Below are 14,655 nucleotides of genomic sequence, written 5' to 3'. Positions count from 1 at the left end.
AATGCGACTTGCTGTCATTGGAACCGGGTATGTCGGCCTCGTGGCCGGCGCGGGCTTCTCCGATTTCGGAAACGACGTCACCTGCGTCGACATCGACGCTGAAAAGATCACGCGCCTCTCGCGCGGCGAGGTCCCCATTTACGAGCCCGGGCTCGACGTCCTCATCGCGCAAAACGCAAAGGCCGGCCGCCTGACCTTCTCCACGGACCTCGCCGCCGCGATCCGCTCCGCCGAGGTCGTCATCATCGCCGTGGGCACGCCGCCCGCGGCCGACGGATCCGCGGATCTCTCCGCCGTCTTCGCGGTCGCCGAGACCATCGGCAAGAACATGAACGGCTTCAAGGTCGTCGTCACGAAGAGCACCGTGCCCGTGGGCACGGCCGACAAGATCGAAGCCATCCTCCGCCGCTTCACGGACGAGCCCTTCGGCGTCGCGTCGAACCCCGAGTTCCTGAAGGAGGGCGCGGCGATCCAGGACTTCATGAAGCCCGACCGCGTGGTCATCGGCTCGAACGACGCGCGCGCGCTCGCCGTGCTGCGCAACCTCTACGCCCCGTTCGTCCGGACGAGTGATCGCATCCACGCGATGGATGCGCGCTCCGCGGAGCTCACGAAGTACGCGTCGAACGCCATGCTCGCCACGCGCATCTCGTTCATGAACGACCTCGCCGTGCTGAGTGAAAAGATCGGCGCGGACATCGAGCTCGTGCGCAAGGCGGTGGGCGCCGATCCTCGCATCGGCCCCAAGTTCCTCTTTCCGGGCCCGGGCTTCGGCGGCTCGTGTTTTCCGAAGGACATCTCCGCGCTGATCCACATCGGCGCGTCGCTCGGGCACGAGCTCGAGGTCGTGCGCGCGGTGGAGCGCGTGAACGCGCGGCAGAAGAAGCTCCTCTTCGAGAAGATCCGCCGCCATTTCGACGGCGCGCTCGAAGGCCGGACCGTGGCGGTCTGGGGGCTCGCGTTCAAGCCGCAGACCGACGACATCCGCGAGGCGCCCGCGCTCGTGCTGATCGAAGAGCTGCTCGCCGCGGGCGCGACGGTGCGGGCGCACGATCCGGCGGCGATGGAGAACGTGCGCGCCGTGCTCGGCGACCGCATCACGTATTGCGAGTCGATGTACGACGCGGCCCTCGGCGCCGACGCGCTTGCGCTCGTGACCGAATGGCACGAGTTCCGCCGGCCCGACTTTTCGCGTATCAAGCGCGTGATGCGAAATGCGGCGCTCTTCGACGGCCGGAACGTCTGGGACGCGGACGAGCTGCGCGCCCTCGGTTTCTGGTACACCGGCATCGGACGCGGATGACCTTGCCCGGGACACAATCACATTTTCCGCGCGTATTGGCCGCGTGGCCGGGGGCGGCGCGCATGCATTCGTGATACGCTCGTTCATATGCTTGTCGATGGGGTGGCCGCGATCTCGCCCCTCCCGGGTGCCGAGGCGGCCGTCGTGGCATTTCGTACGGGCGGCGTCTTGCACGCCTCCGTCATCACCAAAGCGACGTTCGCCTTCGCGCCCGACGCGCCGATGCCGCGCGTCGAGCCTCAGCCGATCCTGCGGGAGGAAGTCCACCACGGCGACAATCCCGCGCGGAGCGTACGTTTCACGAGTGATCTCGTTCCTTACCTGGCGCGCGCCGACGTGCTCTTCACGGGGCACGGCCATGCAAACACCACGCGCCTCGAGATCCGCGCGGGCGAACGGGTGCTGCTCGACAAAACGCTCCTCCTGAAGGACACGCGTGGCTCGCAGCCAATCCCCATCGTCTACGAGCGCGCATTCGGCGGACCGGATGTCCCGGACAACCCCCTCGGTATCGACGAGGGCGAACCGACGATCCTCATCCCAGGCGACCCGCGGCGCCCTGCGGGCTTCGGGCCCATCGCGCGCGCCTGGCCTGCGCGCAAGCGTCTCCTCGGGTCGAACCCGCGTACCGCGCTCGAAGGCCGGATCGCCGAGATCGCTCCGGGCTTCGACGGCGCCTATTTCCAGGCCGCGCCTCTCGATCAGCAGACCGATTTTCTCCGGGGCGACGAGCACATCGTGCTCGAAGGCCTGCACCCTTCCCTGCCCCGGCTCGTGACGCGTCTGCCCGGCGTCCGCGGGGTGGCGCGAATTCATGGCCTCGCCGTCTTCGGCATCCCGGAGGGCCAGCCCATGGACCTCTACATCGATACACTGCGCATCGACGGCGACGAGCAAGCGTGCACGGTGGTTTGTCGGAGGTGGCTCATGCTCCCTCACGAAAATGCCCTCGAAGCGCTGCGCGTGGTGGCCGGCGTGGAAGTGGCGGGCCAGCCGATTGCGTGGTTCGATCCGCCGCACCGCACCGCAGGCCGGCCGACCGCGGGCCCGCCCTCCTCGGGCAAACGCGCGCTCTCGCCCGCCTCGACGCTCGCCCTCCCGCCCGAACGGAGCGACGCGCGGCCGGCGCTCCCGTTTCGAACGGGATCCATGCCTGCGTGGCGATCCGAATTCACGGCGGCGCCGCCTCCGCCCCTTCCGCCGCCGCCGGTCCCCTTCCCGACCGGCACGCCGCTCACGCCTCCGAGCGCGCTCTCCGCGTCGAATGCGGCCGCCGATCCCCTCCACGTTTCCCCTGCAATGCAGCCGGCCTCGGCCCCTCCGAAAGAATGGGCCGTGCCTGCGCGGGCGATCGATCTCTTGTGGTTCGATCCGCGCAGCTTGTCGCGCATCCGAAAACAGCCCGCGTGGCGCGAGATCCTGGACGCGCTCGCGGACGAGCCCCTCGATCCCGACATCGACGATCCGGACCTCGGATTCGAGCCCGCCGAGGTGGAGGAGCGGCGCGAGATGTTCGAGGTGCTCGCGCACGGCGAGGCGCTCGGCGAGGACGCGATCCGCGAGGCGGTGCGGGCCGCCGTTCGCAAGGATGGTCGGTTCGTCGCGCCGCTCGTTCTGGTCGAGGGGGAACTCTCGCTTTCGTTCGATGCCATCGAAGCCTTGCGGGCGCTCGTGGCCGTGGTGGGTCCGACGGCGGCCGGGGACGAGCGATCGAAGGAGGCACTCGCGGCGGCGCGTGAATACCTGAGCGCCCCGGATTCCGTTCGTGATCCCGTCGCGGCGCGGGAGCTCGGGGCGGCGATCGAGGCGGCGTATGCGCAGGCGAAAAAACGCGTCGTCTCGCCGGCGGAGGTCGCGGCGCGCGTGGAGCGCATCCTCCTCGAGAGCCGCTGTTATCAGCGGCGGGCCGTGTTCGGAGCGAAGCACTTGCGCGGCGCATGGCAGCTCCCGCGCGGCGAACGCGAGCTGCCCGTGTACCTCCCGGAGGCCCTCGCGGAGACGATGCCGATGTTCGCGACGTTCACGGCGCGCATGGTGGCGGAAGCTCACTTCTCGGCGGATGCGCGCGAGGCGTCGCCGATGGCCTTGCGGACCGCGGCGATCGCGCGGATCGGGACCACGGACGGATGGTGACGGCACATGTCGATTCTTTACGGAATCCCCGAAGTCGCGGCGCAAAAGGGGCCCACGTGCTGGTATTACGCGGCCAAGATGATGCTCCGCTTCCACGGGCTCATCGGCGCGGCCGAGCGCCTCGAACATGAGTGGCGCGCGCTCCACCTCGTGCGGCAGGTCATCAGCCAGCTCGCGGCCGAGCGAAAGCGCTACGACAACCCCGCCGTCGTCCTGCGATTGACCCAGATGATGCAACGCGAGCCGGACGGACACCGGCGCGCGCTGCTGCGCGAGGCGCGGAACAAGCTCCAGAGCAGCCCCTCGACGCATCGCTTCGACATCCTCGACGCGTTCTTCCGCGACGTCGTCCGGCCCCTGCCGCTCGGCAACCACGCCTACGGCCCGTCGTTCGTCGCCGAGATGCTCGACGCCCACGGGCCTTTGTACGCCTCGATTCACCGGCTCGGGGATACCTTGGAAAACGATTACGTGCAGGACCCTCTGACGAACGACCGCTACGTCTACAAGATCGAGACGAAATGCCGCGTGGGCGGCCTGCACGCCATTGTCGTCACGGGCGTCGACGAGGCCATGAACAACGTCTACTACCGCGATCCGAACGCTCCCCATCGCGACACGATGGTCGCGTGGACGACGCTCGAAAAGGTGCTCAATTCGCCGGGAGGATCTCTCGGGGACAGCCTGTTCGGCGCGATCGAATGCCAGGGCTGCACGCACCGCGCGAGCCGGCGCGTGGCCTGAATCGGTCTCACCCCGGCGGTCCGCGGCGCGGTCGCTCGGAGCGTCGCCGGTTGAGCGCGGCCTCCGCCTGGACGTCGGGCGTCACGCTGTTTCGTTTTTCGTTGTTGTGCTGCGCGCTCATCACCATCGCGTTGCTGTACGCGTTGGAGCCGTTGTGCGCCTGGGGAAACATGTGATCGACCTGCGGCGCGGCGTGCGTGCTGCCGTCGAGGAGCGTGCCGGGCGGGCGGCCCGGCGGCGCGGGCCAGCCATGCGCGGGGTCCGTGGGTGATTCCGAGACCACGAATCCGCTTCGGTTGAGGATACGGTTGTGCATGAGGATCAGATCCCGCTGCGCAGCCGTGAACTCCTTGTTGTTTCCGAGCGTCACGTTCGCCGCAGCCGTCCCCGCCAGGTGCCCATTCACGTGCAAATAATCCAGGATGGCGTGGCGGCCGGGCTCATTCGGGAGGTTGAGCGGCATGCCCGATGGATCAGCGAGCATGTGCGCGCTGAAGCCCGAGTTCACGAAGGCGTCATGATGCTGCGCAATCAACGCTTCGAGCCACCGGTCCTCGGCGCGTTGCGCCGTCGGGGGCGTCGGTACGAACCAGCCGTTGTGGCGCTGCACGAAGACGCCCTCGAGGAGCTCCTGCTCGACCCTCACGTGAAGGCGCACGGGCACGCGTGGATCTCTCTGGTCGTCGTAGCCGAGGGTGATCGTCACCCGCACGGGGTCGCCGCGCGCCTGCACGGCCTGGTCGATGGCGTCCTCGAAGTTGCCCCATTCCGTCCGGTTGAACCCGGCGTAGGCCGGGACCAGGTTTTCACTGTTCTTGCTCCCGCCCCACCGGTGCGCGACGAGGTGGAATCGATCCATGTGAAAGACCATCGGATCGGCCGCGCCGCCAGGCCCCACGAGCGCGAGCGGCGGTTCGAGCTCCTCGCGTGAGCGCTTCTGTCCCCGCGCCGTGCTCCCGAGCTCGAAGGTCACGCCCAAAGGACGCGTGCGTGGTTCTCCTTGGTACACGAACGATTCCCGCTGGTACACGGGAGCGCCGCGGATCCGTGTGGGGCCACGCGCGCACCGCTGGATGCTCAACTCCCGGACCTCCCATTGCGCTATCTGATCCCCCGTGAACCTCATGTCGCCGATGGGCGCGAGGCGCGAATGACCTCGCCTTGCTCCCCCTCCATCAAGAATGCCTCGATCATCGAGCCAAACATCTCCGCTCGCTGTCGCGTATGGCTCATCGCCAAAAATCGCCGGAGCACGCGCGGATCCTGAAACCGGAAGTAGAGCCGCTTCGTCTCGCCCTCCGCCTCGACCATCGTGAGCCGCCGTAAATGCCGCCGTACGTCCGCGAGGGGACGCGCGCTCGTCAGGTACACGCCCCAGCTCCGGCCCCATCCCTCGGCAACGAGGTTTTCCCTCAGCGCGCTTTCCCCCGACAGCCGCACGAGATACGGGGCCACGTCGGCGAGCGCGTCGCCTTGCGTGCCTTCGTAAAGCGAACGGGAGTCGTCGACGGATTCTCGCAAGAGCTCACGGATTCGCAGATCACGTGCCGCGTCGAGGAGTGCGAACAGCGGCGTCTTTTCGGATCGCAATACGGAAAGCGCCTGCTCCTTTCGCGCGGCCACCTCGGGCGAATCCGCCGGCCGCGGGCGCGAGGTCGCTCCTTCGAAAAAGACCATGAACACCGTATCCCCGGCGCGAATCCACGATGCGTTCCGCGCCTCCCCCTCGGCCACCGCCCGACCATCGAGCCACGTCCCCGTGTCGCTCCCGAGATCCCGCACGAGGCAACACGCCCCGTCCCACGACACCTCGAAATGGCGGCCCGACATTCGCCGATCGTGCGAGACCACGAAATCGGAGACCTCCGTCCGCCCCACGCGCAGCGATCCGCCGGGCGTGATCGCCGCCCGCTGCGAGGCGAGCCGGCCCCATTGCACCTCGACGATCACTCGCATGGCTCGCAAAGCGGCGTCCCGTCCTTCGCCGCGCGTTCGAGCGTCCGTGCCTGCGCCGACGTGCCGATCAGCACGTTCGGACACCCCATCGTGATCGTCCCGCCGCGCGCCGTCGGATCCCCGAGCCGCGCCGCCGGCCGATATCCGATCAGCACCGTCGGGTCTCCCGCGACAATCACGTCCGGCGGCCCCGCGCACGTCGCCACGTCGCCGAGGCGCGCCGCGGGCATGTTCCCGATGAGCACCCGCGGATCACAAGGCGCCACGACGGGCCCACCCGCCGGCATCAAAGGACATACATGCAAATCGGTCACGCGTGCAGCAGGCGGCATCGTCCCCCTCCTCGATTCACGGCGCGCCCGCGCCGGGCACGTCCACCACCGCCTCGATGGCATCTTCGGGCGCGTCCGGGCGTGCCCCGCTCCCCGCGCCGGGCATGCCCCCGCTGTTGATTCGCACCATGTTTCCCACGATGGAAACCCCACCCGCATCGATTCGAATGAACCCCCCGGGCCCCTTCAGCGTCAGGTCGAGCGCGCCCTCGATCACGACCGACGAGCCCGCCGCGAGGTGAATCTCCTGCCCGGCCTCGACGGCGTGGCTTTGCGCTGCCTTCTCGTGCCGGCTCCCGCCCACCGTGATCGATACCTTGCCGTCCACCTGCCGGCGCTCGTCGCCTTGCACGTGCAAATCACTCCGCCCGGCGACGAGCTCCTTTTTCTCCGCCTTGATCACGATGTCCTGGCGCCTGCCGACGAGCACGCGGTGATTGCCCTGGATGTTCTCGTGCTCGTCCCCGAGCACTCGCGCGTAGAGGTCGCGTTGCGCCTGCACGTACACGAGCTCTTTTCCTCGCGCGTCCTCGAACATGATCTCGTTCGAGCCATTGCCGCCGGGCGACGACGCGCTCTTCAGCGTGCTCCGCGTCTTGTGCTCGGGCAGCTTGTACGGCACGAGGTTCTTCCCATTGAAGACCCGCCCGACCACGACCGGCTGATCCGGATCACCGCCGAGGAACCCCACGAGCACCTCCTGCCCCACGCGGGGAATCGTGATCGATCCCATCCCCGTCCCTGCCCAGCCCTGGCTCACGCGGATCCAGCACGAGCTGTCGTCGTCGTTTTTGCCCTCCCGATCCCAGGGAAACTGGACCCGGATCCGGCCGAATTCGTCGGTATGAATCTCCTGGCCCCGCGGCCCGACCACCACCGCGCTCTCCATTCCGAGCGCGCGCGGCTTGGGGGTCGTCATCGGCGGCCGGTAAGGATCGGCCGCGAACACCGCGCGGCCGCTCATCTCCCATTCCGTCACGACGCTGCCCGAGAGGTTGAACTCCGTCACCAGGAGCCGCTGCTGCGCGAACGCCTGGTGCGGGTGGTCCTGGATCATGAAAATGATCCCCGGCGCGAGGATCATCGAGTTGGTCGCGTACGTGACGACCCGCTTCTCGTGCCGCTCCGCATGGAGGCTCTGCGTGGCGCGGGTGATGCCAAATCCCTCGTCGCGCCGCGCCGTCCCCTTGTCGTCGGCGACGGGCGTGGCGCCGGCGCCTTTCGTCGTCTCGACGAGCAGCGCGCCCGGGTGGTAATGGTATTGCTCGTACCGGTGCTCCGGATCCTTCGCGGGCGGGGCCTCGCCCTGGCTCGGAAAGTCCGGACGGCGGAAATCGTGGTCGCGCACGACGTACGCGCCGGGCCGCACGCGATGGCTCATCTGCACGGCCGTGACGTATTCTTTCGGCGCGGTGCGGTTCGGCGCGTCGTCGAAGGTCAAGGGCGAGCGCGGGTGCGGCTTGCCCGCCGCGAGCGCGTCCGAGAACTGGAGCATGGTGCCGGCGCCGTCCTCGTCGGGGAACGTGAACGCAATGCCGGCCTCCTCCAAGAGGCGCGACAGGAACGAAAGCTCGCTCTCGCCATACTGGACCCGATATTCGAGCCGAGGATACGCCCCCCGATCGATGGCCCACTTGTGCTGGATTTTCCATTCCCCGAGGAGCTTGTCGACGATGTCCGGGATGGACACGTGCTGGAAGACCCGATACCCGAGCCGCTGCCCGAGCAGCCACAGCTTGGGCATGATCGTCAGCGTGTAGGTGGACTCGCCGGTCTCCGAATCCTCGACGCGCACCTGCTCGATGTGCGTGCAGATGCCCTCCCACCGGCGGCGCGCCTGGCCGATGGCAAAATGGTCGCCGCGTTCCATCACGAAGGCGGCGGGTTTGCCCACGATGGCCTCGAGGTCGATGCTGGCGTCGTGGGAGCGCGCCATGATGGAGATCTCGAACGGCTCGGAGATCGCCTCGCGCACCGAGAAGGTGCGGACGGAGAGATCCTCCCGCGGGGTTTTGGGCTTGAAAGATTCGAAGATCAAGCGGAAGCCACGCATGTCATTCCTCCGAAGCGGCGCGGGACGCGGGACAGGTGAGCGAGGGCTCCGCGCAGCCGAGGGCAAACGCGTCGACGAGCGCGCCCGAGCGCCCGAGAATGGCCCGCGCGACCTGGTTCGGCGGGCAAGATATCGGCTCGAAGGCCTCTCCCTTCTCCTCCACGCCGCCGAATGATTCCGTGCGCGTGCTCTCCCCGAGCGAAAGCGACGGCGCTTCGGGCGTGCCGCCCGCGCGGAGCGGCGCGCAATGGAGCCGGAGGCTCGATACGACGGGCTGGGCGGCGTCCCCGAATGGCCCGGTCGTGCCCTCGAACCCGACGACCACCGTGTCCGGCGGGCACATGTGCGGGTCCGTGGTCCCCGTGAAGCCATGCATGACCGTGAGGGGGGTGCCCGACGCGAGGGTAATCGTATAGGGGTGGGTCTCCGAGACGTGCACCGCCCCGCAAATGGCGATGATGCCCGACACGAAGGGCCCGTTCATGCCGCTCCGCAGGCCCAAGAGGACCTCGCCCTCCGGGCATTCGTCCAGAAACGGGCTTCCCCCGGGTCCACCGTGATCGTCCGTCGCGGCCAGGCTCGTGAAGCTCGGCGCGCACGCCTCGAATCGAAGCGCGTCGACCCCCGTGATCGAATTGCACCCGAGCGCCCCCTGGAGCCCGATCGCCCCGAGCAGGGCGCCGAGGCCCCGGCGCGCCGGCGCGCTTGAAAACAACTGCATGACCGCCCCTCAATAATGAAATTGGATGTCCGCCCGGCCGATCCCCACGGAGACGCGGAGATCCTTCACGGCGCCCGTCGAAGCGCCCGTCGTGCCCCCCGGACGGAGCACGAGCAAGACCACGCCCGCCGCCGCCGCCACGCCTCCCACCACGAATGCGGCCGTCGACACGTGGCCGAGCGTCCGGGCCTCGTCGGCCTCGGCGCGATACGCCGAAAGGCAATGGTCGTCCGGGCAGCGGCTGCGGACATCGGACACCTTCGCCATCGAGAGCGCTCCGGTCACGGCGCCGACCCCGAGCCCGACGGCGCCCACGCCGAGCGTGATCACGCCGGGCACGATGGATCCTTTCGACGGCGCGGGCGCGGGGCGCTCGGTGGCCTTCTTTTCGGCGGCGAGCTTGGCCTCCATTTCGGCGAGCTCGCGCTCGGCGTCGTGATGGGCCTCCACGAACGGGGGCGGCGCGTCCTTGGGCAAGGGCTCGGCGAGGACCTCTTCATAAAGCGCCTTCGCCTCGACGACCTTGCCGAGCCTGCGCTGGCAACGCGCCATGTGCACGAGCAACGTCGGCGCGGGGAAAAGCGCCTGGGCCTCGCGAAAGTGCCCGTACGCCTCCTCGAAGCGCCCTTCGCGATAAGCGTCGAGCCCCTGGTGCGCGTGTTCGAGGGCCATGGCGCGCTTGTCCGGAACGCTCGCCGGTCGCGGCTGCGCGTCCGCGACCGCGGGCGTGAGCGTGACGAAGACGGCGGGAACGAAAGGAAAGAGCCAACGAAGGCGCATGAAAACTCCCGATTCAGAAGCCGAAGGTCGGGTCGCGCGTGGGCGTGGACGAAGGCGGCGAAGGGCGCTTCGAAGTGCCGCGAGGCGCGGAGGACTGCGGCGTCTTCCGCGGCGCGTCCGGAGACGGCGCGGCCGAAGGCGTCGATTCCGGAGGTGTGGGCGCGACCATGGGGGCCGGCGTCGAGGACGTGCTGGCCGTGGGCGCTGCGATTGTGGGTGGCTGCGCGGGCAATGGTTCCGTCGGGGCCGCGACCGTCGTTTCGAGGGGCTCCTTCGGCGAAAACAGGCGATAGGCGACGAGCGAGCCGAGGACGAGCACGACCGGGACGGCAAAACCGAGCACGAGCTTGGCAGCCCGCGGGCGGCTCAGGCCTATCGTGGTGGCGACGCCCGGCGCGGTCGGCGAGGCGGCCGGCGGCGGGGTCTGGGCCAGGGAAACATCGGACGTCGAGGGCGGCCTTGCCATTGCAATGGACGGCCCGGTCGTGAGGCTCGGCAGGCCCGAGCGGAGCGAAGCGAGGGCGTCGGCGAAGGCCTCGGCGCTCTGGAATCGATCGTCCGGATTCCTCGCGAGCGCCCGCGCGAAAAAAGGATCAACGACGGCGGGCAGGTCGGGGGCCATCCTCGTGGGCGGAGGGGCCGGCTCGGTGCAAAGCTCGATGAGCAGATCCCCGAGCGCCTGCGATCCGAACGGGAGCCGGCCCGTCAAGCATTCGTAAAGGACGACGGCGAGCGACCAGAGATCGCTGCGATGATCCACGCGCCTTCCGCGGGCCTGCTCGGGGCTCATGTAGCTCGGCGAGCCGAGCAAAACGCCCGTCCGGGTCGTCTGTCCGGCCACGTCGTGCGTGACCCTCGCGACACCGAAATCGAGAATCTTTATGACCGTATCCTCGCCCTGACGCGCGAGGAAGACGTTGCTCGGCTTGACGTCCCGGTGAATGATCCCGAGCTCGTGCGCGCGCCGGAGGCCCTTGCAGACGGGCAGGATCACGGCAATGGCGGCGGCGAGCGAGAGGCGCCCTTCACGCGCGAGGCAGGTTTGCAGATCCTCGCCCTGGAGCAGCTCCATCACGAGGAACGGCACGTCGTCCGCGACGCCGTAATCGTGTACGGCCACGACGTTCGGATGCTGGATCTGCGCGCAGGCCCGCGCTTCCCGTTGAAATCGATCCCGCGCGAACGAGGTGTCGGCGTGCTCGGGCGCCATGACCTTGAGGGCGACGCGCGCGTCGAGCTCGAGGTGCCGCGCGACCCACACGGCCCCCATCCCGCCCTTCGCCAGCGGGCGCTCGAGGACGTATCTCGAGGCGATGATGTCCCCGCTGTTCAAGGCAATGCCCCCTCCCGCCCGTCAATCGGCGACAGCGTACGATCGAGAACGGACCGGGCAAGCCCATTCAACCGTGCGTTCCTGCTGCGAAATGCGTCCGGAGCTTTGAAATGCGTCCCTGCACGCGTGTCACCCGGTCGACCCGACCTCCCGCACGCCCTGCCACACGTGTCATCCCCCTCGGACGACCTCGCACGCCACCTGCCACACGTGTCACCTCGCCGAGCCCACCGGCTCCAGGCGGCTGCCACGTGTGTCACCTGCCCGTCCCGAGCGCCTCGGCCGCCTGCACCACGTGTCAGCCGCCGATCCCGGTCGCCCGCGTCACCTGACACGTGTGTACGTCGCCCGCGCCGACCGGGTTTCGCGGCTGCCACGCGTGACAGGTCGTCCACGCGAGCAGATCTCCGGCCTGTCACGTGTGGCAGGCCGAGACCGCGCTCGGATCACGCGTGCGGCAAGGCGGAGAGCCGCGCCGCGAGCGCTTCGTGGTCGCCCGCCGCCCCGGACGCCCGCGCCCGGAGCGCGAGCGCGAGCGCCAGCCGGAGGTCGAGCGCTTCGCCCCGGCCTCGCGCCTCGAAGTAATCCGTCTCCCACCCCTCGGGCACGCGCAGCGACCAGTTGTCGTCGCTGATGGTGCCCGGGACGTTGTACCGCTCTCGCAACCCGAACAGGTCCGCGAAGAAGATCATCACGCTCCGCGCATCACTGGCCAGGGCGTCTGCGAGCTTCGCCGCGACGAGCATGCCCGCATCCTGCGCGACGGCCGCTTCCAGCGCCGGCGCCCCGAGCCTCCGCGCGAGGTACGCGGCCTGCGCCGCGCGCGTGCCGTCGGCCCGAAAGGCCTCTGCGAGCTCCCACATCGACGGCGTGTCGTGCGTGCCCATCATGATCCAGTCGGCGGGCGCGGCGTTTTCGCTGCGGTAGACGTCACGCGGGTCGTCGAGGTTCGCCTTCTGCGTGACGCGAAATCGCCCGAGCGCGTGCCGCGCGAGCACCGCCTCGAGTTGCGCCGGCAACGTGCTCAGGACCTCGCAAAAGAGCGTTTGGGTGACGGGTCCCCTCGCCTCTGCGGCTTTCACCAGGATGTCGAAGAGTTTTCCGTATTCGGCCACCTGGGCAGCTTCGAGCGCCCGAACCCAGGTTTCGGCATGGCGCGGCAGGCTCCGATCGATCTGCGATGGACGCGGAATGGCAAACGCGGCGAGGCGCGGGTGATCGGAGAGGTCCGGCGAGGAGCGGAGGCGCGCGCCGTGCTGGACGGCCACGAGCGGATCTTGCGCGCCGGCGTCGTAGACCCACGGGTCGACGAGGCCGTGCGGATGATCGATTCGCACGCCGTCATAGGCCTCGAACATCGTGGTCATGCGCGCGCGGAGGAAAACGCCCGCCGCGCCGGACCAGAGGGCGGGGTCGAGGACGGGATACCCCCACGGTTGGCCTTCGGGGTTCGTGCGGCTCGGCGGCGCGCCCATGCGGTAGCCCGAGAGGAAAATCGCGAGGTTCGACCATTCGTCTTGCAGGGCGAGGCCCACGGCGAGGTCGCCGTAAAGGGCGAGGTCGAGGGACGCGAGGTGTGCGCGCAAGGCCGCGTGCTGCTCGCGCGCGAGGAGCTGGCGGAAGGCGTGGGCCTCGATGATGTCCGTGTAGCGTGACCGGAGCGCGGCGAGGCGTGTGGCCGCCGCGGTCGCGTCGCCGGGGAATGGCGCGAAGAGGCGCGCGTCCAGGGCGGGCCAGTCCTTGAAATGGCCGCTGCCGTGTTCCCTCGCGAGGCGCTCGTAGAGCGCGTCCCGCTCGATCCAGTCGATGTTCCGCGCGCGCCACGCGTCGAGCCGGGCCGCGAACGCGGCGAGCGTGGGAGGTAGCGTGCCGTGCCGGCGTTTTTCCTGGAATGCCGCGAAGGCCTCGTCGAGCGCGCGGCGCACGGCGGCAGAGGCGTAGCGATGATGCGCGCGGCCGGCCGGGCCGCGGGGGCGATCTTCGACGAGGGAAGCAAACGTTTCGGGGCGGAGGAGGCCGCCCCAGGCGGGATCCAGGGCGAGCGGCGCGAGGGCGATGGAGACGGTGGCGCGCGAAAAGCAGGCGCCGTCGTACGGCGAGGCGTTATCGGCGGAGAGATCACCCTGCGGGCCGAGCAGGATCGCGGTGAAACCGAGGTCGCGGGCGAATCGGAAAAATCGCGCAGCGGCGCGGCCGTGAGGGGATCCGCGGCCGATGTCCTCGTCGGGATCCGCAGGGAAGCTCGGGTCGTGGATGGCGAGCACGAGGCGATCGACGCCGAGAAGGCGCAAGGCCTCGGCGGCAAGCTGACGTTCCTCGGCGCGCGTGGTCATGGCAGGGCGCAGCGTACCGCACGGCGGGCCGGCGTCACGTGGGCGCAATACATGGGGCCGGCCGCTCGACCGGGGCGCTCAATCCACGTGGCCTTGCCGGCGCACCCAGTACATCTGCTTGTGACCGCGAGCCTCGAACGTGGCGCATTCGCGCATGGCCCGCGAATACGAGAGGAACGTGGACATCTCGTAGCGCTGCCCATGATCGTCCTGGCGCCAGAGCGACCAGCGCGGGAGCGCGGCGACGTCGATGCGAGGCTCGATCCATTGGACCTCCGGCGTGTCGAGCGCCAGGGCCTCCGCGAGGTCCTGGGCTGCCTCGGTGGGGTCGTCCCCGCGAACCCCGCGGATCTCCACGGGGCTCGGGCGATCGAGCAGCGCCAAAGCCCAGAAGAGGCGCCCCGTGCCGGCCGAGACGAAATGCGTCTCCACGCACCAGCCGAGCCCGTACAGGAAGAAACGGACCGCGGCGCCACGTGTCTCCGCCGTGAGCGTGTCGAGCGATAGCGTAACCTCGGCGAGCGCATCAGGTGATATCAAACGGCGCTGCCCCCGCGTGGTCAGCCATTCGAGGTAACCCGTCACGTCCTCGCGGCGCACCAGGAAATCGTCGCCGCAGCGCTTCTCGATGGCCGCGAGGGACGAGAACACGATGCGCGCGAGCGGGTGATGCGCGATCAGCCGGCCGCGTACGCCCTCGCGACGCCACCCCGTGCCCATCCAGCGGGCGATCTCCGCGCGGTCCTTCCGCCCTTCGAGGAATGCACCGAGGAGGTCGACGAGCTCGCGAACGCGCTCGGCCTGGATGGTTTGCTCTTCGGGGGACAGAGGTCGGCGCATCGGTGGGTGTGTAGGCGCGGAGAGGCGGGAGGACAAGATTCCACATCGTGAGCGCGGGCGTCCCGGGGCCCCCCTCCGCGGGCCATGCATCGGACATTCAATGTCCCATGAAGCCCCTCATTTACCT

General features: G+C 69.1%; 11 protein-coding genes and 1 pseudogene. 3 read left to right on the top strand and 9 right to left on the bottom strand.

Annotated elements, in window-relative coordinates; genetic code table 11:
* The first annotated feature begins 1 nt into the window (after position 1).
* The 3 genes from QHF84_RS39075 to QHF84_RS39065 all read left to right on the top strand — a co-directional run bounded on the left by QHF84_RS39075 (position 2) and on the right by QHF84_RS39065 (position 4,180).
* Positions 2-1,303 (top strand): UDP-glucose/GDP-mannose dehydrogenase family protein, encoded by a 1,302-nt coding sequence (locus QHF84_RS39075; RefSeq protein WP_281318649.1) that lies wholly within the window; start codon positions 2-4, stop codon positions 1,301-1,303.
* 87 nt (positions 1,304-1,390) lie between these two features.
* On the top strand, positions 1,391-3,436 hold the full coding sequence (locus QHF84_RS39070) for a DUF2169 domain-containing protein (protein WP_281318648.1): 2,046 nt from the start codon (positions 1,391-1,393) through the stop codon (positions 3,434-3,436).
* A 6-nt stretch (positions 3,437-3,442) separates the two neighbouring features.
* On the top strand, positions 3,443-4,180 hold the full coding sequence (locus QHF84_RS39065) for a papain-like cysteine protease family protein (RefSeq protein WP_281318647.1): 738 nt from the start codon (positions 3,443-3,445) through the stop codon (positions 4,178-4,180).
* Between the two features lie 7 nt (positions 4,181-4,187).
* On the opposite strand, the gene QHF84_RS39060 is transcribed toward QHF84_RS39065, so the two are convergent.
* The 9 genes and pseudogenes from QHF84_RS39060 to QHF84_RS39020 all read right to left on the bottom strand — a co-directional run bounded on the left by QHF84_RS39060 (position 4,188) and on the right by QHF84_RS39020 (position 14,528).
* Entirely contained in the window at positions 4,188-5,153 is a 966-nt protein-coding gene (locus QHF84_RS39060; protein WP_281318646.1) for a DNA/RNA non-specific endonuclease, read from the bottom strand.
* 149 nt (positions 5,154-5,302) lie between these two features.
* On the bottom strand, positions 5,303-6,136 hold the full coding sequence (locus QHF84_RS39055) for a DUF4123 domain-containing protein (protein WP_281318645.1): 834 nt from the start codon (positions 6,134-6,136) through the stop codon (positions 5,303-5,305).
* 62 nt (positions 6,137-6,198) lie between these two features.
* Positions 6,199-6,468 (bottom strand): annotated as a pseudogene (locus tag QHF84_RS39050) (PAAR domain-containing protein); the annotation flags it as partial.
* A 16-nt stretch (positions 6,469-6,484) separates the two neighbouring features.
* Complete coding sequence (tssI, locus tag QHF84_RS39045; RefSeq protein WP_281318643.1) at positions 6,485-8,521, bottom strand: type VI secretion system tip protein TssI/VgrG; 2,037 nt, start codon at positions 8,519-8,521, stop codon at positions 6,485-6,487.
* A gap of 1 nt (position 8,522) precedes the next feature.
* Positions 8,523-9,242 carry a hypothetical protein gene (locus QHF84_RS39040; RefSeq protein ID WP_281318642.1) on the bottom strand — a complete coding sequence of 240 codons (720 nt, stop codon included), beginning with the start codon at positions 9,240-9,242 and terminating at the stop codon, positions 8,523-8,525.
* A 9-nt stretch (positions 9,243-9,251) separates the two neighbouring features.
* Positions 9,252-10,022 carry a tetratricopeptide repeat protein gene (locus QHF84_RS39035; protein WP_281318641.1) on the bottom strand — a complete coding sequence of 257 codons (771 nt, stop codon included), beginning with the start codon at positions 10,020-10,022 and terminating at the stop codon, positions 9,252-9,254.
* Between the two features lie 13 nt (positions 10,023-10,035).
* Positions 10,036-11,355, bottom strand: a complete 1,320-nt coding sequence (locus tag QHF84_RS39030; protein WP_281318640.1) for a serine/threonine protein kinase — start codon at positions 11,353-11,355, stop codon at positions 10,036-10,038.
* 446 nt (positions 11,356-11,801) lie between these two features.
* Complete coding sequence (locus QHF84_RS39025; protein ID WP_281318639.1) at positions 11,802-13,688, bottom strand: 4-alpha-glucanotransferase; 1,887 nt, start codon at positions 13,686-13,688, stop codon at positions 11,802-11,804.
* A gap of 78 nt (positions 13,689-13,766) precedes the next feature.
* Positions 13,767-14,528, bottom strand: a complete 762-nt coding sequence (locus QHF84_RS39020; protein ID WP_281318638.1) for a hypothetical protein — start codon at positions 14,526-14,528, stop codon at positions 13,767-13,769.
* Between the last annotated feature and the right edge of the window lie 127 nt (positions 14,529-14,655).

The sequence above is a fragment of the Polyangium sp. y55x31 genome (genome assembly GCF_029946505.1).
Classification (GTDB): Bacteria; Myxococcota_A; Polyangia; order Polyangiales; family Polyangiaceae; genus Polyangium.
The sequence above is the reverse complement of the archived record's forward strand: the minus strand, read 5'-3'. Positions and strand labels throughout refer to the sequence as shown.

Coding starts and splice junctions, on each gene's coding strand:
- QHF84_RS39075 (WP_281318649.1), top strand. CDS start 2: ATGCGACTTGCTGTCATTGGAACCGGGTATGTCGGCCTCGTGGCCGGC.
- QHF84_RS39070 (WP_281318648.1), top strand. CDS start 1,391: ATGCTTGTCGATGGGGTGGCCGCGATCTCGCCCCTCCCGGGTGCCGAG.
- QHF84_RS39065 (WP_281318647.1), top strand. CDS start 3,443: ATGTCGATTCTTTACGGAATCCCCGAAGTCGCGGCGCAAAAGGGGCCC.
- QHF84_RS39055 (WP_281318645.1), bottom strand. CDS start 6,136: ATGCGAGTGATCGTCGAGGTGCAATGGGGCCGGCTCGCCTCGCAGCGG.
- tssI (WP_281318643.1), bottom strand. CDS start 8,521: ATGCGTGGCTTCCGCTTGATCTTCGAATCTTTCAAGCCCAAAACCCCG.
- QHF84_RS39040 (WP_281318642.1), bottom strand. CDS start 9,242: ATGCAGTTGTTTTCAAGCGCGCCGGCGCGCCGGGGCCTCGGCGCCCTG.
- QHF84_RS39035 (WP_281318641.1), bottom strand. CDS start 10,022: ATGCGCCTTCGTTGGCTCTTTCCTTTCGTTCCCGCCGTCTTCGTCACG.
- QHF84_RS39025 (WP_281318639.1), bottom strand. CDS start 13,688: ATGACCACGCGCGCCGAGGAACGTCAGCTTGCCGCCGAGGCCTTGCGC.
- QHF84_RS39020 (WP_281318638.1), bottom strand. CDS start 14,528: ATGCGCCGACCTCTGTCCCCCGAAGAGCAAACCATCCAGGCCGAGCGC.